Annotated in this window: 19 protein-coding genes; 16 read left to right on the top strand and 3 right to left on the bottom strand. The window is 38.3% G+C overall.

All coding sequences use genetic code 11. The features are described 5' to 3' along the window. Positions 1-87 precede the first annotated feature (87 nt). Both ispE and lolB read right to left on the bottom strand, forming a co-directional pair. Positions 88-945: a 4-(cytidine 5'-diphospho)-2-C-methyl-D-erythritol kinase gene (gene ispE, locus J8L71_RS07135; protein WP_210999945.1), complete on the bottom strand. Its 858-nt coding sequence runs from the start codon at positions 943-945 to the stop codon at positions 88-90. A 364-nt stretch (positions 946-1,309) separates the two neighbouring features. After that, positions 1,310-1,897 (bottom strand): lipoprotein insertase outer membrane protein LolB, encoded by a 588-nt coding sequence (gene lolB, locus J8L71_RS07130; RefSeq protein ID WP_210999944.1) that lies wholly within the window; start codon positions 1,895-1,897, stop codon positions 1,310-1,312. Between the two features lie 83 nt (positions 1,898-1,980). Here lolB and hemA point away from each other — a divergent pair, with 83 nt between their 5' ends. The 14 genes from hemA to J8L71_RS07060 all read left to right on the top strand — a co-directional run bounded on the left by hemA (position 1,981) and on the right by J8L71_RS07060 (position 17,256). Then, positions 1,981-3,237, top strand: coding sequence for a glutamyl-tRNA reductase (gene hemA, locus J8L71_RS07125; RefSeq protein WP_210999943.1), 1,257 nt, complete (start codon positions 1,981-1,983; stop codon positions 3,235-3,237). A gap of 7 nt (positions 3,238-3,244) precedes the next feature. Then, positions 3,245-4,330, top strand: coding sequence for a peptide chain release factor 1 (gene prfA / locus J8L71_RS07120; RefSeq protein WP_210999942.1), 1,086 nt, complete (start codon positions 3,245-3,247; stop codon positions 4,328-4,330). 2 nt (positions 4,331-4,332) lie between these two features. Continuing rightward, positions 4,333-5,172, top strand: a complete 840-nt coding sequence (gene prmC / locus J8L71_RS07115; RefSeq protein ID WP_210999941.1) for a peptide chain release factor N(5)-glutamine methyltransferase — start codon at positions 4,333-4,335, stop codon at positions 5,170-5,172. 54 nt (positions 5,173-5,226) lie between these two features. Next, positions 5,227-6,771: a response regulator gene (locus J8L71_RS07110; RefSeq protein ID WP_210999940.1), complete on the top strand. Its 1,545-nt coding sequence runs from the start codon at positions 5,227-5,229 to the stop codon at positions 6,769-6,771. Positions 6,772-6,798: 27 nt separating this feature from the next. Then, complete coding sequence (locus tag J8L71_RS07105; protein ID WP_210999939.1) at positions 6,799-7,173, top strand: SirB2 family protein; 375 nt, start codon at positions 6,799-6,801, stop codon at positions 7,171-7,173. A 147-nt stretch (positions 7,174-7,320) separates the two neighbouring features. Next, entirely contained in the window at positions 7,321-8,148 is an 828-nt protein-coding gene (locus J8L71_RS07100) for a tetratricopeptide repeat protein (RefSeq protein ID WP_210999938.1), read from the top strand. 14 nt (positions 8,149-8,162) lie between these two features. Next, on the top strand, positions 8,163-9,416 hold the full coding sequence (locus tag J8L71_RS07095) for a DUF819 family protein (RefSeq protein WP_210999937.1): 1,254 nt from the start codon (positions 8,163-8,165) through the stop codon (positions 9,414-9,416). Between the two features lie 9 nt (positions 9,417-9,425). Next, positions 9,426-10,280 carry a 3-deoxy-8-phosphooctulonate synthase gene (gene kdsA, locus J8L71_RS07090; RefSeq protein WP_210999936.1) on the top strand — a complete coding sequence of 285 codons (855 nt, stop codon included), beginning with the start codon at positions 9,426-9,428 and terminating at the stop codon, positions 10,278-10,280. A gap of 127 nt (positions 10,281-10,407) precedes the next feature. Beyond that, positions 10,408-11,304 carry a transcriptional regulator GcvA gene (locus tag J8L71_RS07085; RefSeq protein WP_210999935.1) on the top strand — a complete coding sequence of 299 codons (897 nt, stop codon included), beginning with the start codon at positions 10,408-10,410 and terminating at the stop codon, positions 11,302-11,304. 2 nt (positions 11,305-11,306) lie between these two features. Then, positions 11,307-11,942 (top strand): alpha/beta family hydrolase, encoded by a 636-nt coding sequence (locus tag J8L71_RS07080; RefSeq protein ID WP_210999934.1) that lies wholly within the window; start codon positions 11,307-11,309, stop codon positions 11,940-11,942. Then, the gene (locus tag J8L71_RS07075; RefSeq protein ID WP_210999933.1) at positions 11,939-12,307 is read left to right on the top strand and encodes a DUF423 domain-containing protein; all 369 of its coding nucleotides are present in this window, start codon (positions 11,939-11,941) and stop codon (positions 12,305-12,307) included. Before J8L71_RS07080 ends, J8L71_RS07075 begins: the two co-directional genes overlap by 4 nt. A 17-nt stretch (positions 12,308-12,324) precedes the next feature. Then, positions 12,325-13,410, top strand: a complete 1,086-nt coding sequence (gene rlmM / locus J8L71_RS07070) for a 23S rRNA (cytidine(2498)-2'-O)-methyltransferase RlmM (protein WP_210999932.1) — start codon at positions 12,325-12,327, stop codon at positions 13,408-13,410. 17 nt (positions 13,411-13,427) lie between these two features. Further along, on the top strand, positions 13,428-16,733 hold the full coding sequence (locus J8L71_RS07065) for a lamin tail domain-containing protein (RefSeq protein ID WP_210999931.1): 3,306 nt from the start codon (positions 13,428-13,430) through the stop codon (positions 16,731-16,733). Position 16,734: 1 nt separating this feature from the next. Then, entirely contained in the window at positions 16,735-17,256 is a 522-nt protein-coding gene (locus tag J8L71_RS07060; RefSeq protein WP_210999930.1) for a hypothetical protein, read from the top strand. A 72-nt stretch (positions 17,257-17,328) separates the two neighbouring features. On the opposite strand, the gene cysZ is transcribed toward J8L71_RS07060, so the two are convergent. Beyond that, a complete protein-coding gene (gene cysZ, locus J8L71_RS07055) occupies positions 17,329-18,057 on the bottom strand; it encodes a sulfate transporter CysZ (protein ID WP_348771787.1) in 729 nt (242 codons plus the stop codon). A 392-nt stretch (positions 18,058-18,449) separates the two neighbouring features. Here cysZ and J8L71_RS07050 point away from each other — a divergent pair, with 392 nt between their 5' ends. After that, complete coding sequence (locus tag J8L71_RS07050; protein ID WP_210999929.1) at positions 18,450-20,714, top strand: EAL domain-containing protein; 2,265 nt, start codon at positions 18,450-18,452, stop codon at positions 20,712-20,714. Positions 20,715-20,863: 149 nt separating this feature from the next. Further along, positions 20,864-21,334, top strand: a complete 471-nt coding sequence (locus J8L71_RS07045; RefSeq protein ID WP_210999928.1) for a GNAT family N-acetyltransferase — start codon at positions 20,864-20,866, stop codon at positions 21,332-21,334. Positions 21,335-21,458 lie beyond the last annotated feature (124 nt).

The raw sequence follows: 21,458 nt of genomic DNA, 5'->3' as shown, positions 1-21,458 counted from the left end.
GTAGGGTTCCTCAGGCACTGAATTTTTGGACTAACCAATAATGATAATTACCACTAGAGGTTAACTTATGATTACTTGTACGTTACTTCATTGATCGAATATGGCGGTTAGCTCCGTATGAGCAGGTGAGACATTTGCGCTAGAAGCGACAAAACCCTGCCAAGTATGGGGGAGATTATCAAGTACATCTTGTGCTTGAACTTGACTTGCAAATTCTACAAAACAACATGAACCTGTTCCGGTCATCTTCGACGGGGCGTATTTTAGCAACCACTGAAGGGTTTTTTCAACCTCGGGGCAAAGCTTTTTAACTAAAGGCTCACAATCATTACTTAAACTATGCTGCTGCCAGTTGCCAATAATTTTTGGTGTGTCGCGTTTTAAATCGGGATGGGTAAAAATCTTTGCCGTACTTACGTGCTGATTTGGATGAACAACACAGTACCATTTTTTCTCAAGTGTTACGTGGTGTAATTGTTCTCCAATACCGTGTGCTATGGCGCTTTTACCTTGAATGAACACCGGTACATCTGCACCTAATTGAAGGCCTAATTTGGCGAGTTCTGTTAAGTCTAAATCAAGGGACCACATTTTATTTAGCGCTAATAATGTTGTTGCTGCATCTGAAGAACCCCCTCCAACACCGCCTCCCATTGGCAAACGTTTAGTTAAATTTATTTTTACGCCGAAGGAGGTTTTGCTGTGGGTTTGTAATAAATGCGCTGCTTTATAGATTAGATTATCAGTTAAGGGTATGCCTTTAGTATCACCTGTTATAGAAATATTCGCATCATTAGTTAATTCAAAATGCAGGGTGTCACCAAAATTTAAAAAGGTGAATAAGGTTTCTAGTTCGTGATAGCCATCATCCCGGCGGGCATTAATATGTAAAAATAAATTGAGTTTTGCAGGAGCAATAACAGAAAAAGAAGTTGTGCTATTCATGCTTAAAATAACCTGAAATTTAGATAATGAATCTATCTCGCGTTGCTATCCTCAGTACTAACTGCGTTAAGGCTACCCTGAGTAGGAAAGCTTTAATGCGTAAATTTATTATGCGTGCACTGAAAATATCTGACTAGAGAAAAATAAGTTTAAATGTTTTACGATTCAACTAAGTTAGTTAATCTTTTAACCCAATTTGGGTTATACCAATCCGCAATAATACTTAATCATTTTCAGGGGCTAAACGTGTCGCTATCTGCGTTAAAAAATTCTTATTTAGAACGACTAAATAGCGAATTTTTTGCCTTGCTATCAACACGTTTATCCGCCCTCAAAATAGCTCACTTAATTATGCGGATTGGTATTAATTAAATTGCCAATCGTAGAGTTGAATTTTAATTTTTATTTGTTGGTGCTTCAAAGTGAGCTTTGTTGGTAACCAATAACCATTTTTTTGAATATAAGTACCGTAATCTATTTGCCACTTCTTACCTGTTTTATCAAACCACAATACCTGTTTGGCGCGCCCTCGTTCATCAACCACTAAACTTTGATCGTCTATAGTGCCTTTTAGCCAATTATCTGCATTATTAACCGGTAAAGTAAAACCTGTTAAGCGCTTTAAAAGTGCTGAGGCATTAGTATCAAAATACTCATCACCATCAAATTCTAGCTCAGCCCCATTTACCGATTGCTTGAGTGATAAAATACGAGTGCCAATAAATGTGGTCAAAATTAAATTGTTAGATTTTTTTGTTTGTTGCCAATTTAAGTTTGCAGATTGGCGTTCTTCTGGGCTTATAAAAGCAAGTTTTCCTTCTACTTGCCACGTTTTTTGCGCAGTAAGGCGTGGTTTCCAATCATCATAAAGTGTTGTTTTTGTATCAATTTGATGAGCACAGCCCCCTAAAAACAAAAAAAACATGAATAAAATCAAATATTGTCGAATCAAATGTTGTTCCTTACTTTCCATATTCCGCTGATTTTTGGTAAAATTGCCGCCTTTAAAGTAGGGCTCAGCAATATTTGGCAAATATGACCATAATAGCACTAGGTATAAATCACAAAACCGCATCCGTAGAACTACGTGAAAAAGTGGCTTTTTCGCCTGAGCAAATTTCAGAGGCGTTGCAACAATTAAGTGGCCATGCCGACTTTAATGAAGCGGTTATTGTGTCTACCTGTAACCGAACCGAAATCTATTGTAGCCTTGCTCAGCAAAATTCCCAAACACTGTTATCGTGGCTTGCCAGTTTCCATGGTTTGGATGAACATGAACTGAGTAAAAATATTTACTGTCATGAAGGTAACGCTGCTATAAATCATTTAATGCGTGTTGCGTGTGGACTTGATTCTTTAGTGCTGGGCGAGCCGCAAATTTTGGGGCAAATTAAGCAATCTTTTTTTAGTGCTAAAACGCATGATGCGATAGGCGTTACATTTGATAGGTTGTTTCAAAAAACGTTTTCGGTTGCTAAACAAGTTAGAACAGAAACTGATATAGGCGCAAGTGCGGTATCGGTGGCGTTCGCCGCGGTTAATTTAGCAAAGCATATTTACGGTAAGCTTGATAAAACGAATGTTTTATTAATTGGTGCCGGCGAAACGATAGAGTTAGTTGCTAAGCATTTATACCAAAATGAGCCGCAAAATATTACGGTAGCTAACAGAACCATTGAGCGTGCTCGTGGTTTAGCCGACGAAGTGTCGGCAGATGTTATTGCTTTAGCGCAATTACCTGAGCGTTTGCACAACGCCGATATTGTAATTAGTTCGACAGCCAGTACGTTACCAATTATAGGTAAGGGTGTTGTTGAGCAGGCATTAAAACAGCGCCGTCATAAACCTATGCTATTTATAGATATTGCAGTTCCTCGTGATATTGAAAGCCAAGTAGGGGAGCTTGATGCCGCCTATTTATATTCCGTTGATGACTTACAAGCCATTGTAAGCGAGAATATGGCCGCTCGAGAGCAAGCTGCACAGCAAGCACAAATAATTATTAGCGAACGCACCAAAGAATTTGCAATGTGGATGCGCTCGCTCGATTCGGTGGATTTAATTCGCCACTATCGAAATGATGTACAAACAATTAAATCAGAACTTGTAGAGCGTGCTGTTAGTCAGCTAAATACAGGTAAAGATGCAGAAAAAATTATATTAGAGCTCGCCAATAAATTAACCAATCGCTTAATGCACGCGCCTACCCGTGCCATTCAAGATGCAGCGAAAAAAGGTGAAGTGGCACAGCTAAACCAGTTGAAAAAAATGTTAGGTATTGATCAGGAATAACCGTTAAATGAAAGAGTCTGTTTATAATAAGTTAGAAACCTTAGTAGAGCGTTATGAAGAAGTACAAGCGCTACTAAGCGACCCGTCGGTCATTAGTGATCAAAACCGTTTTCGTGCGTTATCTAAAGAGTATTCGGAGCTTGAAGAGATCGTTAAGACGTTTTTATCGTTCAAGGGTACACAAGATGATTTAGCCAGTGCTGAAGAAATGCTTAAAGATTCAGACCCTGATATGCGTGAAATGGCGCAAGAAGAATATAAAGAAGCTAAAGCGCAAATTTTGACGCTAGAAGACGAACTTCAAGTATTAATGTTACCTAAAGATCCTAAAGATAATAACAATGTATTTTTAGAAGTACGTGCAGGTACTGGCGGTGATGAAGCGGCTATATTCGCGGGTGACTTATTTAGAATGTACAGCCGTTTTGCTGAAACGCAAAAATGGAAACTTGAGGTAGTTACTACTAACGAAGGTGAACACGGCGGTTATAAAGAAGTAATCGCGAATATTAGTGGTGAAGGCGTTTACGGTAAGCTTAAGTTTGAATCGGGCGTACATCGTGTTCAACGTGTACCAGAAACCGAATCGCAAGGGCGCGTGCATACTTCTGCATGTACTGTGGCAGTAATGGCTGAAGTACCAGAAGCGGAAGCGATAGAAATTAATACCGCCGATATAAAAGTAGATACATTTAGAGCGTCGGGCGCTGGTGGTCAGCACGTAAATAAAACTGACTCAGCAATCCGTATTACGCATTTACCAACAGGCGTTGTGGTTGAGTGTCAGGATGAACGTTCGCAACATAAAAACCGCGCGAAGGCGATGTCAGTTCTTTCTGCGCGTTTGCAACAAGCTGAAGACGAAAAACGTCATGCTGCAGAGGCCTCTGAGCGTCGTAACTTAGTAGGTAGCGGTGATCGTTCTGAGCGTATCCGTACTTACAATTACCCGCAAGGTCGTATTACCGATCACCGTATTAATTTAACGCTGTATCGCTTAAATGAAGTAGTAGCGGGAGATTTAGGTGCAATTGTAGATCCGTTAATGCAAGAGCATCAGGCTGACTTATTGGCTGCAATGGGCGACGATTAATAGTGGCCCTCACTCTTGAACAAGCAGTCGCTGCTGGTGCCGATTTATTAGCATCTAGCAGCGAAAGCGCCAAATTAGATGCACAAGTTTTACTTCTTCATATACTTCAAAAACCCCGCAGCTACCTTTTTACTTGGCCAGAGCATGAGCTTAGTGATGATCAGCAATCACAATTTAATGTATTTATTCAAAGACGTTTAAAAGGTGAGCCAGTAGCACATATAACTGGGCTGCGTGAATTTTGGAGCTTGTCACTTGAAGTAAATGCAACAACGCTAATTCCTCGCCCTGATACTGAAACCTTGGTTGAATGCGCATTAAACATGGTTATGCCCGATAAGGCAAAAGTACTTGATTTAGGCACGGGAACTGGTGCAATAGCACTTGCATTAGGCAGTGAAATGCCTAATTGGCAAATAGTAGCGGTAGATAAAGTTACTGACGCGGTTGCACTTGCTAATAAAAATCAGCAGCGCCTTGGCATAAATAATGTTGAGGTTAAACAAAGTAATTGGTTTAGTGCTTTGCAAGGTGAGAAGTTTAATTTAATTGTTACTAACCCTCCTTATATTGAGCAAGATGATATACACCTCAATCAAGGTGATGTTAGGTTTGAGCCGTTATCTGCATTAGTGGCTGATGAAGCCGGAATGTCTGATATTAAACAAATAATTTCACATTCACGTGACTATTTGCTATCTAGTGGCTATCTTTTAATAGAACATGGTTTTGAACAAGCTGAAGCTGTTCGTTATTTGTTTAAACAAATGGCGTTTATAGATATTAAAACAGTGAAAGATTTTGGTAACAATGACCGTGTAACGCTTGCACAGTGGCCCTAAAGAATAATAATTGCCTACTCGTGCGTTAAATAATGCCATGAAGGAATTCCTATTATGATGGGTGATTTTTTATTTTCAGATGAACCTGAAGAGTCGATCAGTGAGATTGAACACGGTACTTGGAAAGTATTAATCGTTGATGATGAGCCTGAAGTTCATGCTGTTACCAAACTTGCGTTGAGTGACTTTGAATTTCAAGACAAACGTTTAGAATTTATTAGTGCTTACTCGGGGGCAGAAGCAAAAGAGCTCGTTAAAGAGCATCCTGACGCCGCCATTGTGCTACTTGATGTAGTAATGGAAACCGATGATGCTGGTTTGCAAGTTGCCAAATTTATTCGAGAAGAGGCTAAAAATAATCATATACGAATTATTTTAAGAACGGGTCAGCCAGGCCAAGCTCCAGAACGTCAAGTTATCATTAATTATGATATTAACGATTACAAATCAAAAACAGAACTTACAGCCCAAAAGCTGTTTACTGTGATTATGTCGAGCTTACGCTCATACCGAGATATTATTTCAATTGAGCAATCTCGTGAAGGGCTTGAAAAAATAATCACCGCTTCTCGCGATATCTTCTCAGCTCATTCGATAGAAAACTTTATTGAAGGCGTTATGCAACAATTAACGTCTTTATTAGGTATTGCCGATCAGGCTATGTACGCCACAACGTTAGTTGCCCAAAACCCTGAGCAGGAAGATAATAAAAAGCTCATAGTGTGCTCGGGAACCGGTGATTTTGAGCAAAGTGAAGGTAAAGAGCTTGAGGATGTTTTACAGGCAGAGCAATTAAGCGCCTGCCAACAAGCGCTTAATGAAAAAAGTATTATTTATAAAGATAACTACTTATTTGCATATTGCAGCAGTGAGTACAATCACAACTCGATGTTGTTTATTTCAGGAATACCAAAAGATTTATCATCTACGCAACAACATTTAATCGAGATTTTTTCTCAAAATGTACAGCTAGCATTTGAAAATGTACAGCTGCAATCTGAAATCGAAGCGACGCAGCAAGAGCTTGTATACAGACTCAGTGAAGCTGTTGAACAGCGCTCAACTGAAACAGGTAACCATGTTAAACGCGTTGCGCATATTTGCCATATATTAGCGCTGGGGTATGGGCTTTCTAAGCATGATGCCGATCTAGTGAGACTTGCGTCACCACTGCACGATGTAGGTAAAGTGGGTATTCCGGATGCGGTATTAAATAAGCCTGCTAAGTTAGATGACCAAGAATGGGAAGTAATGAAAACCCATACAGATAAAGGTTATATTATATTAAAGGATTCTCCTCATGAAATTGTCAGTGCTGGTGCGGTTATAGCCAAAGAGCACCACGAAAAGTGGGATGGCTCTGGTTACCCCCAGGGGTTAAAGGGAGATGAAATAAACGTTTTTGGTCGAATTGTTGCACTTGCAGATGTATACGATGCACTACGCCATAAACGGTGTTATAAAGAACCTTGGACATTACAAAATGTGGTTGACGAAATTAACAGTCAAAAAGGTACGCACTTTGAACCTAAAATGGTCGAAGTGTTTAATGAAAAGCTAAATGAGTTAGAAGCGGTTCTTAACCGTTACCCTGACTAAATTTATTAAACAGAAGAATAGAGGTATATGGATTATTTAGCAGTAAAGCACTCGCACATGGCTATTGCATTATTGAGTGTGATTTTATTTTATGTTCGTGCTTTTTCGCGAATGGGTAATAGTAAATTAGCAAAAAATAAAGTGGTAATGATTGGTAGCCACAGTATAGATACACTTTTATTAGTATCTGCACTTACTCTTGTTTTTATGGCTAAAATTAATCCATTTGAACAGCTTTGGCTGTTAGAAAAAATAGTATTAGTTGTTATATACATTGCAATTGGCGCTAAAAGCGCAAGGCAAACTAATATAGTTGCTAAAATTATATATGTTTTAGCAAACAGTGCTGTTATTTTAGCGATTGGTTATTTAGCAACGTCTAAATCTGCTTTATTGCTTTAAGCTAAATCATGCAATTGCTTGGGCTTTGCTACTGAGTAAAGCCCAAGTTTTACTCCTATTTTGATAAACTCAAACCATGACACTATTGGTAACTGCCTTTAAAATTAGGTAAACTACGCCCTCGTTTTCTAAATTGTTGCAGTATGAATGACTACCCTCGGGTTTGATGAACACGATGAATCTTATCTTGACGACGCTTATGATGATTTTACACCACCAGCGATTTATCGCTGTATTAAAGCTGAGTCAAAATGGGACCCTCAAATAGATTTAACTCCATGTTTTGAAACGCTAACTGACTTTGAGCAGCAAATTACAGCGCTGTGTTTAAAAGTAAGTGATGAGCACGATCGTCTGGAAAAATTATTAGATGTATTTTATAGCGATTGGTTATTTAGCGCTTCAAGTTTAAAAGTACCAGAGTATAAACTTAACACTCTAAGTTATACGCTATCAATGCGCAGTGGCACACCAACTACGTTAGCTATTTTGCTTTGTCATTTTTTACAACAAGCAAACCTTGATGCCAATTTGAGTATCAGTCAAGGTGATGTAGGGGTGCACGTTACAATTAGTGATGAAGAAGGTTATATAATTGAACCAAGTAGTGGTCAGCAAAGCTGGTACATAATCCCTGAAAATGCGGATGAAGAAAATGGCCAAGAACAAGAACCTTTAGAGCTGATTTTTGATGAAGAATTATACAAACTGTTCTTAGCCCAGCAGAAGTGGTCTTTTATTAGTGAAAATAAATTTGGTCACGCTTTAACCTGTGTAGAGATGCTAATGGAGTTATTAGGCGACGATCCGTATGAGAGACGCGATAGAGGTTACTTACTCAACCAGCTAGATTGCCCTAAAATGGCACGTGACGATTTACAGTTTTTTGTTGATGAATGCCCAGATGATCCTGCAATAGAGATAATCCAACATCAAATTGAAGAACTAGAAGATAATAATAAAACACACCATTAATAATAGGAACAACTATGGTTGATACTCACACTGCATTAATTACTAATGATGCTGTTGTACTTGGTTTACTTGCTATAATTTTGGGGTTTATATTTAAAACCTCAAGCAGTGAAAACCCAAAACTAAAAGCATTTTACAAATACGTACCAGCATTATTACTGTGTTACTTTCTACCTTCGTTATTAAATACCTTTGGTATTGTCGATGGTCATAGCTCAAATGTTTATTATGTTGCATCACGCTACTTATTACCTGCGTGTTTAATATTACTCACTATTAGTATTGATTTAAAAGCGATTTTAAATTTAGGCCCTAAGGCTCTTATTATGTTTTTAGTGGGTACGCTAGGTATTGTAATTGGCGGGCCGCTATCTATTTTGGTAGTGAGTGTATTTAATCCTGATTTAGTGGGAGGGCACGGCCCTGATGCTGTTTGGCGCGGTATGACTACTGTAGCGGGAAGTTGGATTGGTGGTGGTGCAAATCAAGCCTCAATGAAAGAGATGTTTGAGGTAGGCGGCGATATATTTTCAGTTATGGTTACAGTTGATGTAATTGTGGCAAATATTTGGATGGCTGTTTTATTGTTAATGGCGGCTAATCATAAAAAAATTGATGCTGCTACGGGCGCTGATACCACGGCGATTGAAGATCTTAAAAACCGCGTTGAAAAGTATCATGCAGAACATGCGCGTATGCCAACTCTCAATGACTACATGACCATTATTGCCATTGCATTTGGTATTACTGGTTTGGCTCACTTTTGCGCTGACTTTTTAGGGCCGTTTTTCGCTAATAACTATGCATGGGCTAAAGAGTACAGCTTAAACAGTAAGTTCTTTTGGTTAATCGTTATTTCAACCACGATTGGTATTAGTTTGTCATTTACTAAAGTAAGGCAAATCGAAGCCTTTGGTGCATCAAAAGTAGCTTCAAGTTTTTTATATATTTTAGTTGCCTCAATTGGTTTACATATGAATGTAACCGCTATATTTAGTAACCCAGGGTTATTTTTAATTGGTGGTATATGGATGTTAACCCATGCAAGCTTAATGCTTATTGTGGCAAAATTGATTAAAGCGCCATTATTTTATATGGCCGTAGGCTCGCAAGCTAATGTGGGCGGTGCAGCTTCGGCTCCTGTTGTGGCGTCGGCATTTCACCCGTCGCTTGCGCCTGTTGGCGTATTGTTAGCAGTGCTAGGATATGGTGTAGGTACTTATATGGCTTATATTTGTGGATTAATGATGCAAGCAGTTGCACCTTAAGGAATGAAAATGAACAACCAAGTAATTAATATTAACGAAATTGAACTGGCAAACGACAAGCCATTTGTATTGTTCGGTGGTATGAACGTATTAGAGTCGCGCGATTTAGCTATGCGCATTGCTGAGCACTATGTTGAAGTAACCACAAAACTAAATATTCCTTACGTATTTAAAGCATCGTTTGATAAAGCAAATCGCTCTTCAATTAATTCTTACCGTGGTCCAGGTATGGAAGAGGGTTTAAAAATATTTGAAGAGATTAAAAATACCTTTAATATTCCGTTAATCACCGATGTACACGAGGCACATCAAGCTGCGCCTGTGGCAGAAGTGGTTGATGTAATTCAGTTACCTGCTTTCTTAGCGCGTCAAACTGACTTAGTAGTAGCAATGGCTAAAACAGGTGCGATTATTAATGTGAAAAAGCCACAGTTTTTAGCACCACATGAAATGCGTCATATCATTACTAAATTTAATGAAGCGGGTAACAACAATGTTGCTTTGTGTGAGCGTGGTTCTAGCTTTGGTTATAATAACTTAGTCGTTGATATGTTAGGTATGGATGACATGAAAGCAATGGCGCCTGTTATTTTTGATGCAACGCATGCATTACAACGCCCAGGGGGTCGTACAGATTCGGCTGATGGTCGTCGTGCTCAAGCTGCTGAGCTTGCTCGCAGTGGCATGGCACTTGGAATTGCAGGCTTATTTATTGAGGCGCATCCAAACCCTAACGAAGCTAAGTGTGATGGCCCATGTGCGCTTGCACTTAGTAAATTAGAAGGTTACTTATCGCAAATGAAAGCAGTAGACGATTTAATTAAAAGCTTTGCACCGCTTGATACGAGTGCCAGTGATTTATAATTAATTACCTTTAAATAGATAGAATAAAAGCGACTCAGGTCGCTTTTTTTATGCCATTAATATACACACACATAGATGGTGTATATAATCTTACGCATAAGAAAAACTAATTCTAAGCTTGGTGACTATGTCAAGACGGGTTCCTCCATTAAACGCATTAAAAGCCTTTGAAGCGGCTGCGCGGCATTTAAGTTTTACTAAAGCGGCAGAAGAGCTCTACGTTACGCAGGCAGCAGTTAGTCATCAAATAAAAACACTCGAAGAGCATTTAGGCTTAAAGTTGTTTTTACGTAAAAATCGCTCTTTATTATTAACTGAAGAAGGCCAGGGCTATTTTTTAGATATTAAAGAAATTTTTACTCAGCTTATTGATGCCACCGAAAAACTGTTAGCACGTGGCGCAAAGGGTTCTTTAACGGTGAGCTTAACCCCTAGCTTTGCTATTCAATGGCTCGTACCTCGATTGAGCCTGTTTAATGAACTACATCCTGAAATTGATGTGCGAATAAAAGCGCAAGATCAAGACGAAAACTCTTTATCAGATGATGTAGATATTGCTATTTACTATGGGCGGGGTCATTGGAGTGGAGTACAGGCATATAAGCTCCATACAGAGTATTTAGTACCACTGTGTAGCCCAATGCTGTTAAGCGGCCCTAAACCACTTGATCAACCGAGTGATCTAGCACACCACACCTTACTACACGATACCACGCGTAAAAATTGGAAAACCTGGATGAAAACCGCTGGCGTGCGAAACGTTCAAGTTAACCAAGGGCCTATATTTAGTCACTCATCTATGGTGTTGCAAGCGGCGGTACATGGCCAAGGTGTTGCTATTGGTAACAGTGTGTTGGCTAAGCCCGACATAGACGCAGGGCGCTTAGTGATTCCATTTAGTCACAGCCTAGAGAGTAAAAATGCTTATTATTTAGTGCTTCGAGAGTCGCAAACAGAGCTAGGTAAAATAGTGTCGTTTAAAGAGTGGATGTTAAGCTTAGTAGAGCAAGAACAAGAGTATTAATAATGATTGAGTGGTTTAAAAGTACAACACAACCCGCTATTGCACAGTTTGTATTTGCGCATGGTGCCGGTGCAGGTAGCGATTCTGATTTTATGCAATACATGGCAAAAGTTATAAGCGAGCAAGGCATAGATGTAGGTTTGTTTGACTTTGAATATATGCAAATTGCAAAACAAACCAACAAACGTAGACCGCCTGAACGCGCCCCTAAGTTACTGACTTATTATGAGCAAATTTTAACGCAAACGCAGCCAAATTTACCCTTATTCATAGGTGGTAAATCAATGGGTGGACGGATGGCTTCCATGCTTGCATGTACGACTAAGCAGCCCGTTAAAGGCGTTATTGCGTTTGGTTACCCATTTCATCCGCCAGGAAAACCAGAGAAACTTCGCACAGAGCACTTTGGCGATATTCATTGCCCATTTTTAGTATTGCAAGGTGAGCGAGATACATTTGGTACACGTGAAGAGCTTAAAACTATCGCTATGCCTAAACAGCCGAGTTTTGTTTGGCTGACCGATGGAGATCATTCTTTAAAACCACGTAAAAAAAGTGGAGTAACTGAACAAGAAAATCTCAAAGCAGCGGCGTTTAGTACTGTTAAATTTATAAAACACATAGTGGAGCAACCATGATCAAACTATTTTTAATGACCGGAAGTCTCTTTTGTATGCTGTCGGTTATGTTAGGAGCGTTTGCTGCGCATGGCTTAAAAAGTCGTTTATCTGAATATTCTCTGGGCGTATTTAAAACGGCTGCTGAGTATCAAATGTTTCATGGCCTTGCGCTTATTGCAGTGGCCGTTTTAATTAAATGGGGAATAAACTTAAGTTGGGCTGGTGGCTTTTTTATAGCTGGAACATTACTTTTTAGTGGCAGCTTATATTTACTTGCCCTTAGCGGAATGAAGTGGCTTGGGCCAATAACACCGCTTGGCGGATTATGTTTTATTATTGGTTGGATTGTTATTTTAGTGCAAGTTGCACGATTTAAGTTTTAAAGAGTTTAAGGGTTAATATGTCTTGTGTTGTGATTTACTGTCGTAGTGGTTTTGAAAGCGATGCTGCTGCTGAAATAACGTTTCATGCTGCCGAGCAAGGTTTTGCAGGTTATGTAAAAGCTAAACCAAATACTGGTTATGTTGTTTATGAGTGTTTTGAAGCACACCATAGCGATGAAATAATCAAAAAGGTCGATTTTAAAAATATGGTATTTGCTCGCCAATGGTTTGCCGGTAAATTAGTAGAAAATATGCCTGTAGAAGATAGGGTAAGTGCAGTGGTTGATGCTGCTAAAGAGTTTACATTATGCTCAGAGTTGCGCGTTGAAACCCCCGATACAAACGAAGGCAAAGAGCTTTTAACCTTTTGTAAAAAAATATCAACACCACTTAAAAAAGCCCTCGAAAAGAAAAATATTGTTTTACGTGAGCCAAAAGTTAACCGCCCTGTAATGCACACACTCTTTTTAACTAATAACACAGCTTACGTAGGCTATTCGTATAGCTTTAATAACTCGGCCTATTTCATGGGCATATTACGCCTGCGTATGCCAAGTGATGGCCCAAGCCGTTCAACGCTTAAACTTGACGAAGCCTTTAATGTATTTATCCCAGAGCAACAGCGAGAAACACGCGCAGCACCAGGAATGCGCGGTGTTGACCTAGGAGCATGCCCTGGAGGATGGACGTATCAGTTAGTTCGTCGTGGGATGTTTGTAAGCGCAATAGATAATGGCCCCATGAACGACGATTTAATGGAAACTGGACAGGTTAAGCACTTTAGAGCCGATGGCTTTAAATATCGCCCTGAAAAAAGAAATATTGATTGGTTAGTATGCGATATGGTGGAAAAACCAACCAAAGTGACTAATCTAATGATTGACTGGGCAGTAAATGCATATGCAAAAGAATTTATATTTAACTTGAAGCTACCCATGAAAAAACGCTTTGATAGTGTTTATGAATGCCTGACGATGATTAAAGAGCAGCTTGCTAAATATGGCGTAAGCTATGAATTGCAAGCTAAGCACTTGTACCACGATCGTGAGGAAATAACCGTTCATTTAAACGTTACTAAGGTGCCACAAAATTTGTATAGTTAAAAAGTAGAGGCTCACAAGTGGTAAAAAACAATCTAATCAAATATTTAAGTTTACTTTTTTTATCACTTTTAATAACAGGTTGTGGCGGAGGAGGGAGTAGCGATTCTAGTGACTCATCCAGCAATACCGCCCCAGTTGTTACACTCAGTATTAGCAGTAATGTTATTGTTGCTAATCAATCATTTACCATTACAGCGCAAGCTAGTGATAGTGATGGACAAATATCAAGTTACGAATGGCAACAGCTAAGCGGTCCTGAATTTGCATTTACTGCTAATGGCAACACGCTAACCGCCACCGCGCCAAGTGTTTCACAAGACACCAGTTTTAGTTTTTCTGTCGCTGTGACAGATAATACTGGTGGGACTACAGAGCAAGTATTTACTGGAACCATTACCAACCAAAATAATCCACCAACAGTTAATATTACCGGGCCAAGTAGCGCACTTGCCAATACACAAGTCGAATTAACAGCAAATGCCCAAGACAGTGATGGCACAATTAGTAGCATAACGTGGGTGCAATCTGCGGGGGATAGTGTTCAGTTTACACAAACGGATGGGATACTTAGCTTTTCGGCTCCTAATATAACTGAAAATACAACCCTTGGTTTTAGTGTAACAGTCATTGATAATGCTTCAAGTAGTGTTCAAGCAAGTACGACGATTTTAATTACCCAGACAAACAATGCACCCACAATAAGTATATCGGCACCGGAGCAGGCTGAGCAAAATGAACTCGTAACGCTTACTGCAGAGGCGCAAGATAGCGATGGCACAATAGATAGTATTACTTGGCAGCAAACTAATGGCCCTGTGGTTGATGTAACACAAACCAGTACAAGTATTAGCTTTGATGCTCCTATAGTCGCTCAAGACACGAATATTACATTCGTTGCTACAGTAACAGACAACGATAGCGCCACAAATAGTGCACAAAAAACAGTTATTATTCTGGCACCCAATAATCCGCCTACAGCCCAAGATGTAAATATTGACGTTCAGTACAACCAAACTACACAGTTTGGTTTGGTTATAAACGATGCCGATAACGATACTGTACAAGTTACTTTTCCAGATGATTTGAATGGTGCACAAATAAGTGTTGTTGATTCACAAGCGCTTATATTTAATTACACTCCACCGAGTAATAGTATTTCTTCCCAGAGTTATACTTTGAGTGCTTCTGATGGTAAAGACACGATAAACTTTTTGCTAAACATTACTCTTGCTGATTCATCCCCTGCAACAATAGTCAGTGTTACACCCGAAGGTAGCAGTGAGCCTGTGTTAGTTGATTCTCCTGTTAGTATTTCGTTTTCAGACATTATGCAAACGAGCTCGTTAGTGACAAATACAAGCGAGGGTACATGTATTGGGAGTATACAAATATCGGCAGATAGCTTTTCAACATGTTTGGCACTTAATGTAGAGAGCTTGTCAGGCACTACAAGTGATACTAGCTTGTATTTTCATAGCGTAAGTTTAACAGGCACGCTTAGCGAAGATACTCAATACAGCGTGCGTGTGACATCTGATTTGGTTAATTTTGATAATACGGCCATTGATATGCAAACGGTTACCTCTTTTACTACTTCAAGCCAAGATATAAAAATAACGGAAATCTCTTCTGTGCAATTTAGTAACGACCTACCTTGGATTGAAATTTATAATGGCACAGGAGCAGCTGTAAATTTACAGAATTATTCACTTAAAACTCGTAGTATTAATACGGTTGATAGCTCAACTAGCGCAGAGACGATATTTTCATTGCCCAATAAAGAGCTTGGCAATGGAGAGTACCTTATTTTGCAAAGTAAATTTGGAGACGATTTTTTAACTAGTGCGTCAGTAAGTAATCCTAAGATAGCGCTTGTAGGCAATTCTGGTGATCAAATTAGACCTTACTGGTACATCAACGGTTTTGCAGAAATTTTAAATAGCGCAGGCACACAAACAATCGACTTTGTAAAATTTGGTAACTCATCACAAGAGCCAGTAACGCCATCACAATGGCAAGGGGACAATGCAGATCAAATCCTTTCTGAACAGGGGGGCAGTTTAAAGCGCGAGCTTAATGCTATAGACACTAATCAAAGCACTGATTGGCTTTATTCTGTGTTTAATACACCCGCTGGGCCAAACAATATAAGCTGCACCGTAGACGATGATGAGGATGGCATTCCGGATTGTGCTGAGCAGGAAGGGACAACTTTTGCGGGCTTACCACTTTATGAGTGGGGAGCGCGTACATCACAAAAAGATATCTTTATTGAAGTTGATTATATGGACAGCAGTGACGCAGGTATTACTCCACACCGTACTGCACTTGAAAAAATAGTTACAGTGTTTGCAGAAAAAGGCTATACCGTTCACTTTGACGTAGGTGATTTATTTGATCAAAGTACAAACACTGCGCCGCAAAATTTTGATTTAGGTGGTGGAAATACAGTGCCATTTAACAATTACACGTCGTTTGAATACGACCTAAGTAGTCCAAGTTTGTTTGTTTATAAAATGGAATATACCGATATAACCCGTAGACCTATTTTCCATTACTTATTAATGGCTAATAGCGGCAACGAGGATGGAAGTATTAGTGGGTCTGGTATCGCTGAGATAAGCGGTAATGATTTAATGGTCACTATGGGGGGCTGGGGGTTAACGCTTGATACGCAAATAGCCACTAATGTTGCTTATAATTACCAAGCATCAACAATATTTCATGAGTTAGGCCATAACTTAGGCTTATACCATGGCGGTGATGAGGCGATTAATTTTAAGCCTAACCACCTCAGCTCCATGAATTATTTATATCAATTAGCGGGTTTATCAACAATAGGTAATAATGAGGGCGATCGTTATTATGAGCGTTTTTATCCAGGTAATGCTAACTGTGATATTACACCAAATACTAATAGCCATTTAGGCTCTACGGATGATTTTATTATTGATTACTCAAGTGGTAGCTCAGCAAATTTAGATGAGAGTACAATACTTGAAGCGCAAGGGTTAAATCGAAATGGCTCACTCCCTGTTGATTTTAACTGTAATACAATTAACACCGAAAGTTTAAACAGTTTTGATACTAACCAAGATAATTCAATATCAGTGCTTAGAGATGTAGACGAGTGGAGCATGCTAAATCTACAGTTTTATATGCAAAGTGCAGGCAATCGTTTTGGTGTATCAAATACTGATAACACCAGTATATATAAATTACAAAGTACACCAAATACTGCTCATGTAATACCTCGTTATATAAAAGAAGCGCAGCCGAGTAGTGCGATTATTGATGAGTTGAAAGCCATTAAAGAGCAATAGTATGAAACAAAGGCTAAGCGTTAAACCTATTATTTACAGTATATTTTTAAGTATACCTATAGCGTGTAGTGATACTAACCATGCAAGTGAATGGTTACTAAAAAATGATAATTTGTATTATAAACATACAGCTATTGATTGGCGGGTTGAATCAGTCGATGGCTGTAAGGCGTGTTTTATAAGTCAAGACGTTGTTTATCAGCCTGAAGGCATTAGTCGTTACAATACGCTAATGCAGGGGCAAAGTTGGGTGGCAGTACATGAGCTTAGCCAAATTAATGTCGTTCGTTTAAAAATGCCAGACCAAACACCTTATTTATATGTAGAACGTGCAAAAGGTAAAACACTTAAGCTATTTGATCAGCAGCAAAACTACAGCATAAAAATTGGTGAAGTTACATCGGTAAATTTTAACAATCAGCGTTTCAATATTTTAATTAAAAAATTTGAAGAAGTAGATAAGCAAAGTGCTGCGTTGCCAAGGCGGGCAATGCTTGAGTTTATTGCTTTAAAAATAGATTAAAAAAGCACCTAAGGTGCTTTTTTATTTATAATATGTTGGCCTTTGAAAATTGAAAAGCCAGCAACCTATTAATTAACTACGGTATTTTGGCCGATAATTATCAACCCACAAACGTGTTGCACCGCATACAGCCACAGGCATAACTATTAAATTTATAAACGGGATCGAGGTTAGCAACATAACGGCAAAACCAAATCCGTAAGATAAGCCTTGTTTCGACTTTAAATCGCCTTTCATTTGCTTAAAGCCAATTTTATGGTTATCAAAAGCAAAGTCTTTATATTGCACGGCATACATCCAACAGGTAAAGAGTACCCATAATATTTGACCTATTACCGGTAATATCCACAGTAAGATAATAAAGCCAATTGCGCGTGGCAGGTAATAACAAAGTTTGGTCCATTCACGACCAAGCATTCTAGGGACGTCTTTTACTATTTCTTTAAAGCCATCATCATTAATTTTTTGACCAGTCAAATAAAGCTCTACTTTTTCACTGAGCAGCCCATTAAAAGGCGCGGCAATAAAGTTAGTAATTACTGTAAAAATCATACTGTAACTAAACAGCACCACCAATACTGCGATAGGCCACATTAACCATTCTAACCAATTTAACCATTCAGGGAGCATGTTGCTAATATAGCTAAAACTATCACTCAGCCAACCAAATAAAAAAAACAAAGAGCTACCAAAAAGTAAAATATTAATTAAGAGCGGAATGAGCACAAAGCGCTTAAGCCCTTTTTGGCTAATTAATTTAAACCCAGAAAAAAAATATTCCATACCTTTTACAATTTGCACAGTCACCTCTTTAAAGCTTTGTTATTAACAACAGTATAAATAGCCTAATAATTTTGAACAGCCTTTTTAAGTAACAAAGTGTTTAGAATCTAAATTTTTATTTAAAATAACAATTTCAAATGCTTTGTATGAGTAAACGTTGAATTATGTTCCTAAAAAGTTTTATTTATGTTAATAATTGAGTCTGTGGGTAGTTTTTATACTTACTTATTAGAACCGTTGTTGTTGTTACAGTGGTATAGTTTTCATAAGCGTAACAATTAAACAGAAATTTTAAAGTTATAACAATATTGATTTTAACAAAACAAACTACAAGTAGTAATTAAGTGCATTAAAGGTTTATTTTTTCAATGTCTTAGGCTGGTTGTGAATGCCCTTAATTATGGTGAAATATGAATACTGTAAAACTTAGACAATTATTATCCCATCAGCAAAATATTTTGTCTAAAATTGCACTAGGGATTGCCTTAGACGACGTACTACAGGATATTTGTTTTGCAATTGAACAAACTATTGATGACAATTCTGCAAGGTGTTCAATACTCTCATTAGCAGGAAACCAGCTGTTTCACCGTGCTGCTCCAAGCATTAGTGAAGATTACTTACAAGCGATTAATGGCGTTACAATTGGGCCTAAGGTAGGCTCATGCGGTACGGCTGCATATACAAAAAGTCGTATAATAGCCCAAGATATTGATATTTCTCCATTATGGGGAAATTACAAAAGCTTAGCTCAAAATGCAGGGCTCCACTCTTGTTGGTCAACCCCTATAATTTCAACGTCTTCAGAAATACTGGGTACCTTTGCTATTTATCATGGATCACCAAAAGAACCCTCTAAGCAAGATCTTGAACTTATCGATTACTTTGTGCACTTTACGAGTATTGCATTAGAAAAAAATGCTGAGTTGCATAAAGCTAAGCTGCTTTTGGCCGACTTGCAAAAAAGTAATGAAAAATTTAAAGCATTCACTCAAGTCATGCCGGATTTAATTTTGATATTAAATCAGCAAGGCTTTTATACGGATGTCTATGGCACATCTAACAACTTATTACGCGAAGCACCTACCGATTTGATTGGACACAATGTGCTCGAATTGTTTCCAGCTAAAGACGCTGAAATGATAATGGCAGTAATAAATAAAACGCTTGTAACCAATGAAATGCAAATATTTGAATATGAGTTAGAAGTAGCAAAAGGAAAGGTAACTTTTGAGGGGAGAGTTGCTGCACTGGATAATTATCAGCCAGATAATATTTCACAACGGCATGTTGTCTGGATGGCTCGTGATATTACGCTTCGTAAACAAGCCGAAAAAGAAGTACAAAGGTTAGCTTTTTTTGATCCATTAACGGGCCTGCCTAATAGAAGAACGCTTAATGATAATTTATCTACGTGCATAGAGCGCATAAAGCATACAAAAAAAACGGGTGCTCTGTTATTTCTTGATTTAGATAATTTTAAAAGGATAAACGATTCGTTAGGTCATGGGGCCGGCGATAAAGTATTGGTAGAATTAGCTAAGCGTCTAAGCCTTGTCATAAAGCCTTCAGATACACTCGCAAGAGTCGGTGGCGATGAATTTATTATTCTAATTGAGTATGTCGGTGAAGATAACCTAGATGCTTGTGCTGAATCTGAATTGGTCGCAAAAGAAATACAAAGTGTTTTTAATGAAAAGTTCTCTGTAGGTGAGCTTGCTTTTCAGGTTAGTTGTAGCATTGGTATTTGCTTAATTGATGAAGAAAATTCGAGAACAGATAATATATTAAAATTTGCAGATACGGCAATGTATCGTGCAAAGAAAAAAGGGGGTAATAGTTGTAGTTTTTATGACCCTGAGCTTCAAACATTACTTGAAAATCAAGCTGAACTTGAAACTGACATGGTTAGAGCAATTATAAATAATGAGTTTTGTGCATACTTTCAACCTCAAGTGAGTATGCAAGGTAAAGTAGTAGGCGCAGAAGCTTTAATTAGGTGGTTGCATCCTACAAAAGGCGTAATCCCACCTGATCAATTTATTGCGATTGCTGAGCAATACGGTTTAATACAGAAATTACAAACCATAGTATTAAAAAATATTTGTAGCTTGTTAACCAAGCTCAGCGCACATAAATTGATAGATGAGCACTTTAGTGTATCGATCAACATAAGCCATATACAGTTTAACTCTTTAGAGCTCAAAAACGAGCTATGCTCAACAATAGATGACTTTAATATCAAACCATCTCAAATAAAGTTGGAGATTACTGAGTCAATGCTCTCAGGTGATATAAACAACACAATTACGCAAATGGATGAGTTAAAAAATCAAGGATTTGTATTTTCTATTGACGATTTTGGTACGGGTTATTCATGCTTATCACACCTTAATGCTTTTCCAGTAAAAGAAATAAAAATAGACAAAAGTTTTATTGATAAAATATCAGACGAAGGTAAAGGCTATAACATAGTTAATACAATTATTAGCTTAGGCAAAAGTTTAGATATTAGAGTCGTTGCAGAAGGGGTTGAGTGTACATCACAGTTTGATTTGTTAAACCAGCTCGGTGCAGATTATATTCAGGGGTATTTAATAGCTAAACCAATGAACGCTAAAGAGTATTTAAAGTGGCATGGAAAACACATAACACAGGAGTGTTCAAGAGTTTAAGTTTAATGATTTTAAAAAATTATAACGTTTTAATAAAGTGGCGCTTACGTTATTAATACATTTTATTTAAACAACACTAGGATCGTGTCTATTAAGTATATATTATAAAAGTACTATACCGATTCAAAATAAAAAATGGACGACAGTAGATGCAGTTAGTCGAATTAAGCCCCAAGGATCCAAATGTAGTTAATGTGTTTACAGATATAGACAGGCTTATAAACTCTTTATACCCCGTTGCTACAGCACAATCTCTCAAATTAGACGAGTTAAGCGAAGACAATGTTTATGCCATTGGCTTAAAAAATGAAGATGGTATTATTGCTTGCGGCGCTATTGTCAAACAAAATGACGGCACTTTGTATGGTGAAATTAGGCGTTTATATGTGAAACCTAGCCATCGCGGTAAAGGTTTTTCTAGGCGTATAATGCAAAATTTACTGCATTATGCTGGCGAGACAAAAATCCCGCTAATTCGTTTAGAAACTGGCCCGAAACAGACCGAATCTATTAGTTTGTACGAAGATCTAGGTTTTGAGCGTTGTTCGAGCTTTGGTGTTTATGAAGATAACCCACAAAGCGTTTTTATGCAGCTTGGTCTGAGCCCTGAGCCTAAGTAATCTAATCTATTAAATATTTTTCGCCTACTTCGCTTTGTGGGCGTAGTGATACTTCACTGTTTTTCATTGCTCTGTTCGTATAAAATCCACCTTGTTAGTTTTAATATGCTTTTAGCATTATATA

Origin of the sequence: Pseudoalteromonas sp. MMG007, from assembly GCF_018100985.1 — a bacterium.
In the GTDB taxonomy this organism is placed as follows: Bacteria; Pseudomonadota; Gammaproteobacteria; order Enterobacterales; family Alteromonadaceae; genus Pseudoalteromonas.
Note: the sequence above shows the minus strand (reverse complement) of the source record. Positions and strands in the feature narration are given on the sequence as shown.

Excerpts from the sequence above, each read along its gene's own strand:
- ispE (WP_210999945.1), bottom strand. The coding sequence starts at position 945 with ATGAATAGCACAACTTCTTTTTCTGTTATTGCTCCTGCAAAACTCAAT.
- hemA (WP_210999943.1), top strand. The coding sequence starts at position 1,981 with ATGACCATAATAGCACTAGGTATAAATCACAAAACCGCATCCGTAGAA.
- prfA (WP_210999942.1), top strand. The coding sequence starts at position 3,245 with ATGAAAGAGTCTGTTTATAATAAGTTAGAAACCTTAGTAGAGCGTTAT.
- J8L71_RS07110 (WP_210999940.1), top strand. The coding sequence starts at position 5,227 with ATGATGGGTGATTTTTTATTTTCAGATGAACCTGAAGAGTCGATCAGT.
- J8L71_RS07105 (WP_210999939.1), top strand. The coding sequence starts at position 6,799 with ATGGATTATTTAGCAGTAAAGCACTCGCACATGGCTATTGCATTATTG.
- J8L71_RS07100 (WP_210999938.1), top strand. The coding sequence starts at position 7,321 with ATGACTACCCTCGGGTTTGATGAACACGATGAATCTTATCTTGACGAC.
- J8L71_RS07095 (WP_210999937.1), top strand. The coding sequence starts at position 8,163 with ATGGTTGATACTCACACTGCATTAATTACTAATGATGCTGTTGTACTT.
- kdsA (WP_210999936.1), top strand. The coding sequence starts at position 9,426 with ATGAACAACCAAGTAATTAATATTAACGAAATTGAACTGGCAAACGAC.
- J8L71_RS07085 (WP_210999935.1), top strand. The coding sequence starts at position 10,408 with ATGTCAAGACGGGTTCCTCCATTAAACGCATTAAAAGCCTTTGAAGCG.
- J8L71_RS07080 (WP_210999934.1), top strand. The coding sequence starts at position 11,307 with ATGATTGAGTGGTTTAAAAGTACAACACAACCCGCTATTGCACAGTTT.
- J8L71_RS07075 (WP_210999933.1), top strand. The coding sequence starts at position 11,939 with ATGATCAAACTATTTTTAATGACCGGAAGTCTCTTTTGTATGCTGTCG.
- rlmM (WP_210999932.1), top strand. The coding sequence starts at position 12,325 with ATGTCTTGTGTTGTGATTTACTGTCGTAGTGGTTTTGAAAGCGATGCT.
- J8L71_RS07060 (WP_210999930.1), top strand. The coding sequence starts at position 16,735 with ATGAAACAAAGGCTAAGCGTTAAACCTATTATTTACAGTATATTTTTA.
- J8L71_RS07050 (WP_210999929.1), top strand. The coding sequence starts at position 18,450 with ATGAATACTGTAAAACTTAGACAATTATTATCCCATCAGCAAAATATT.
- J8L71_RS07045 (WP_210999928.1), top strand. The coding sequence starts at position 20,864 with ATGCAGTTAGTCGAATTAAGCCCCAAGGATCCAAATGTAGTTAATGTG.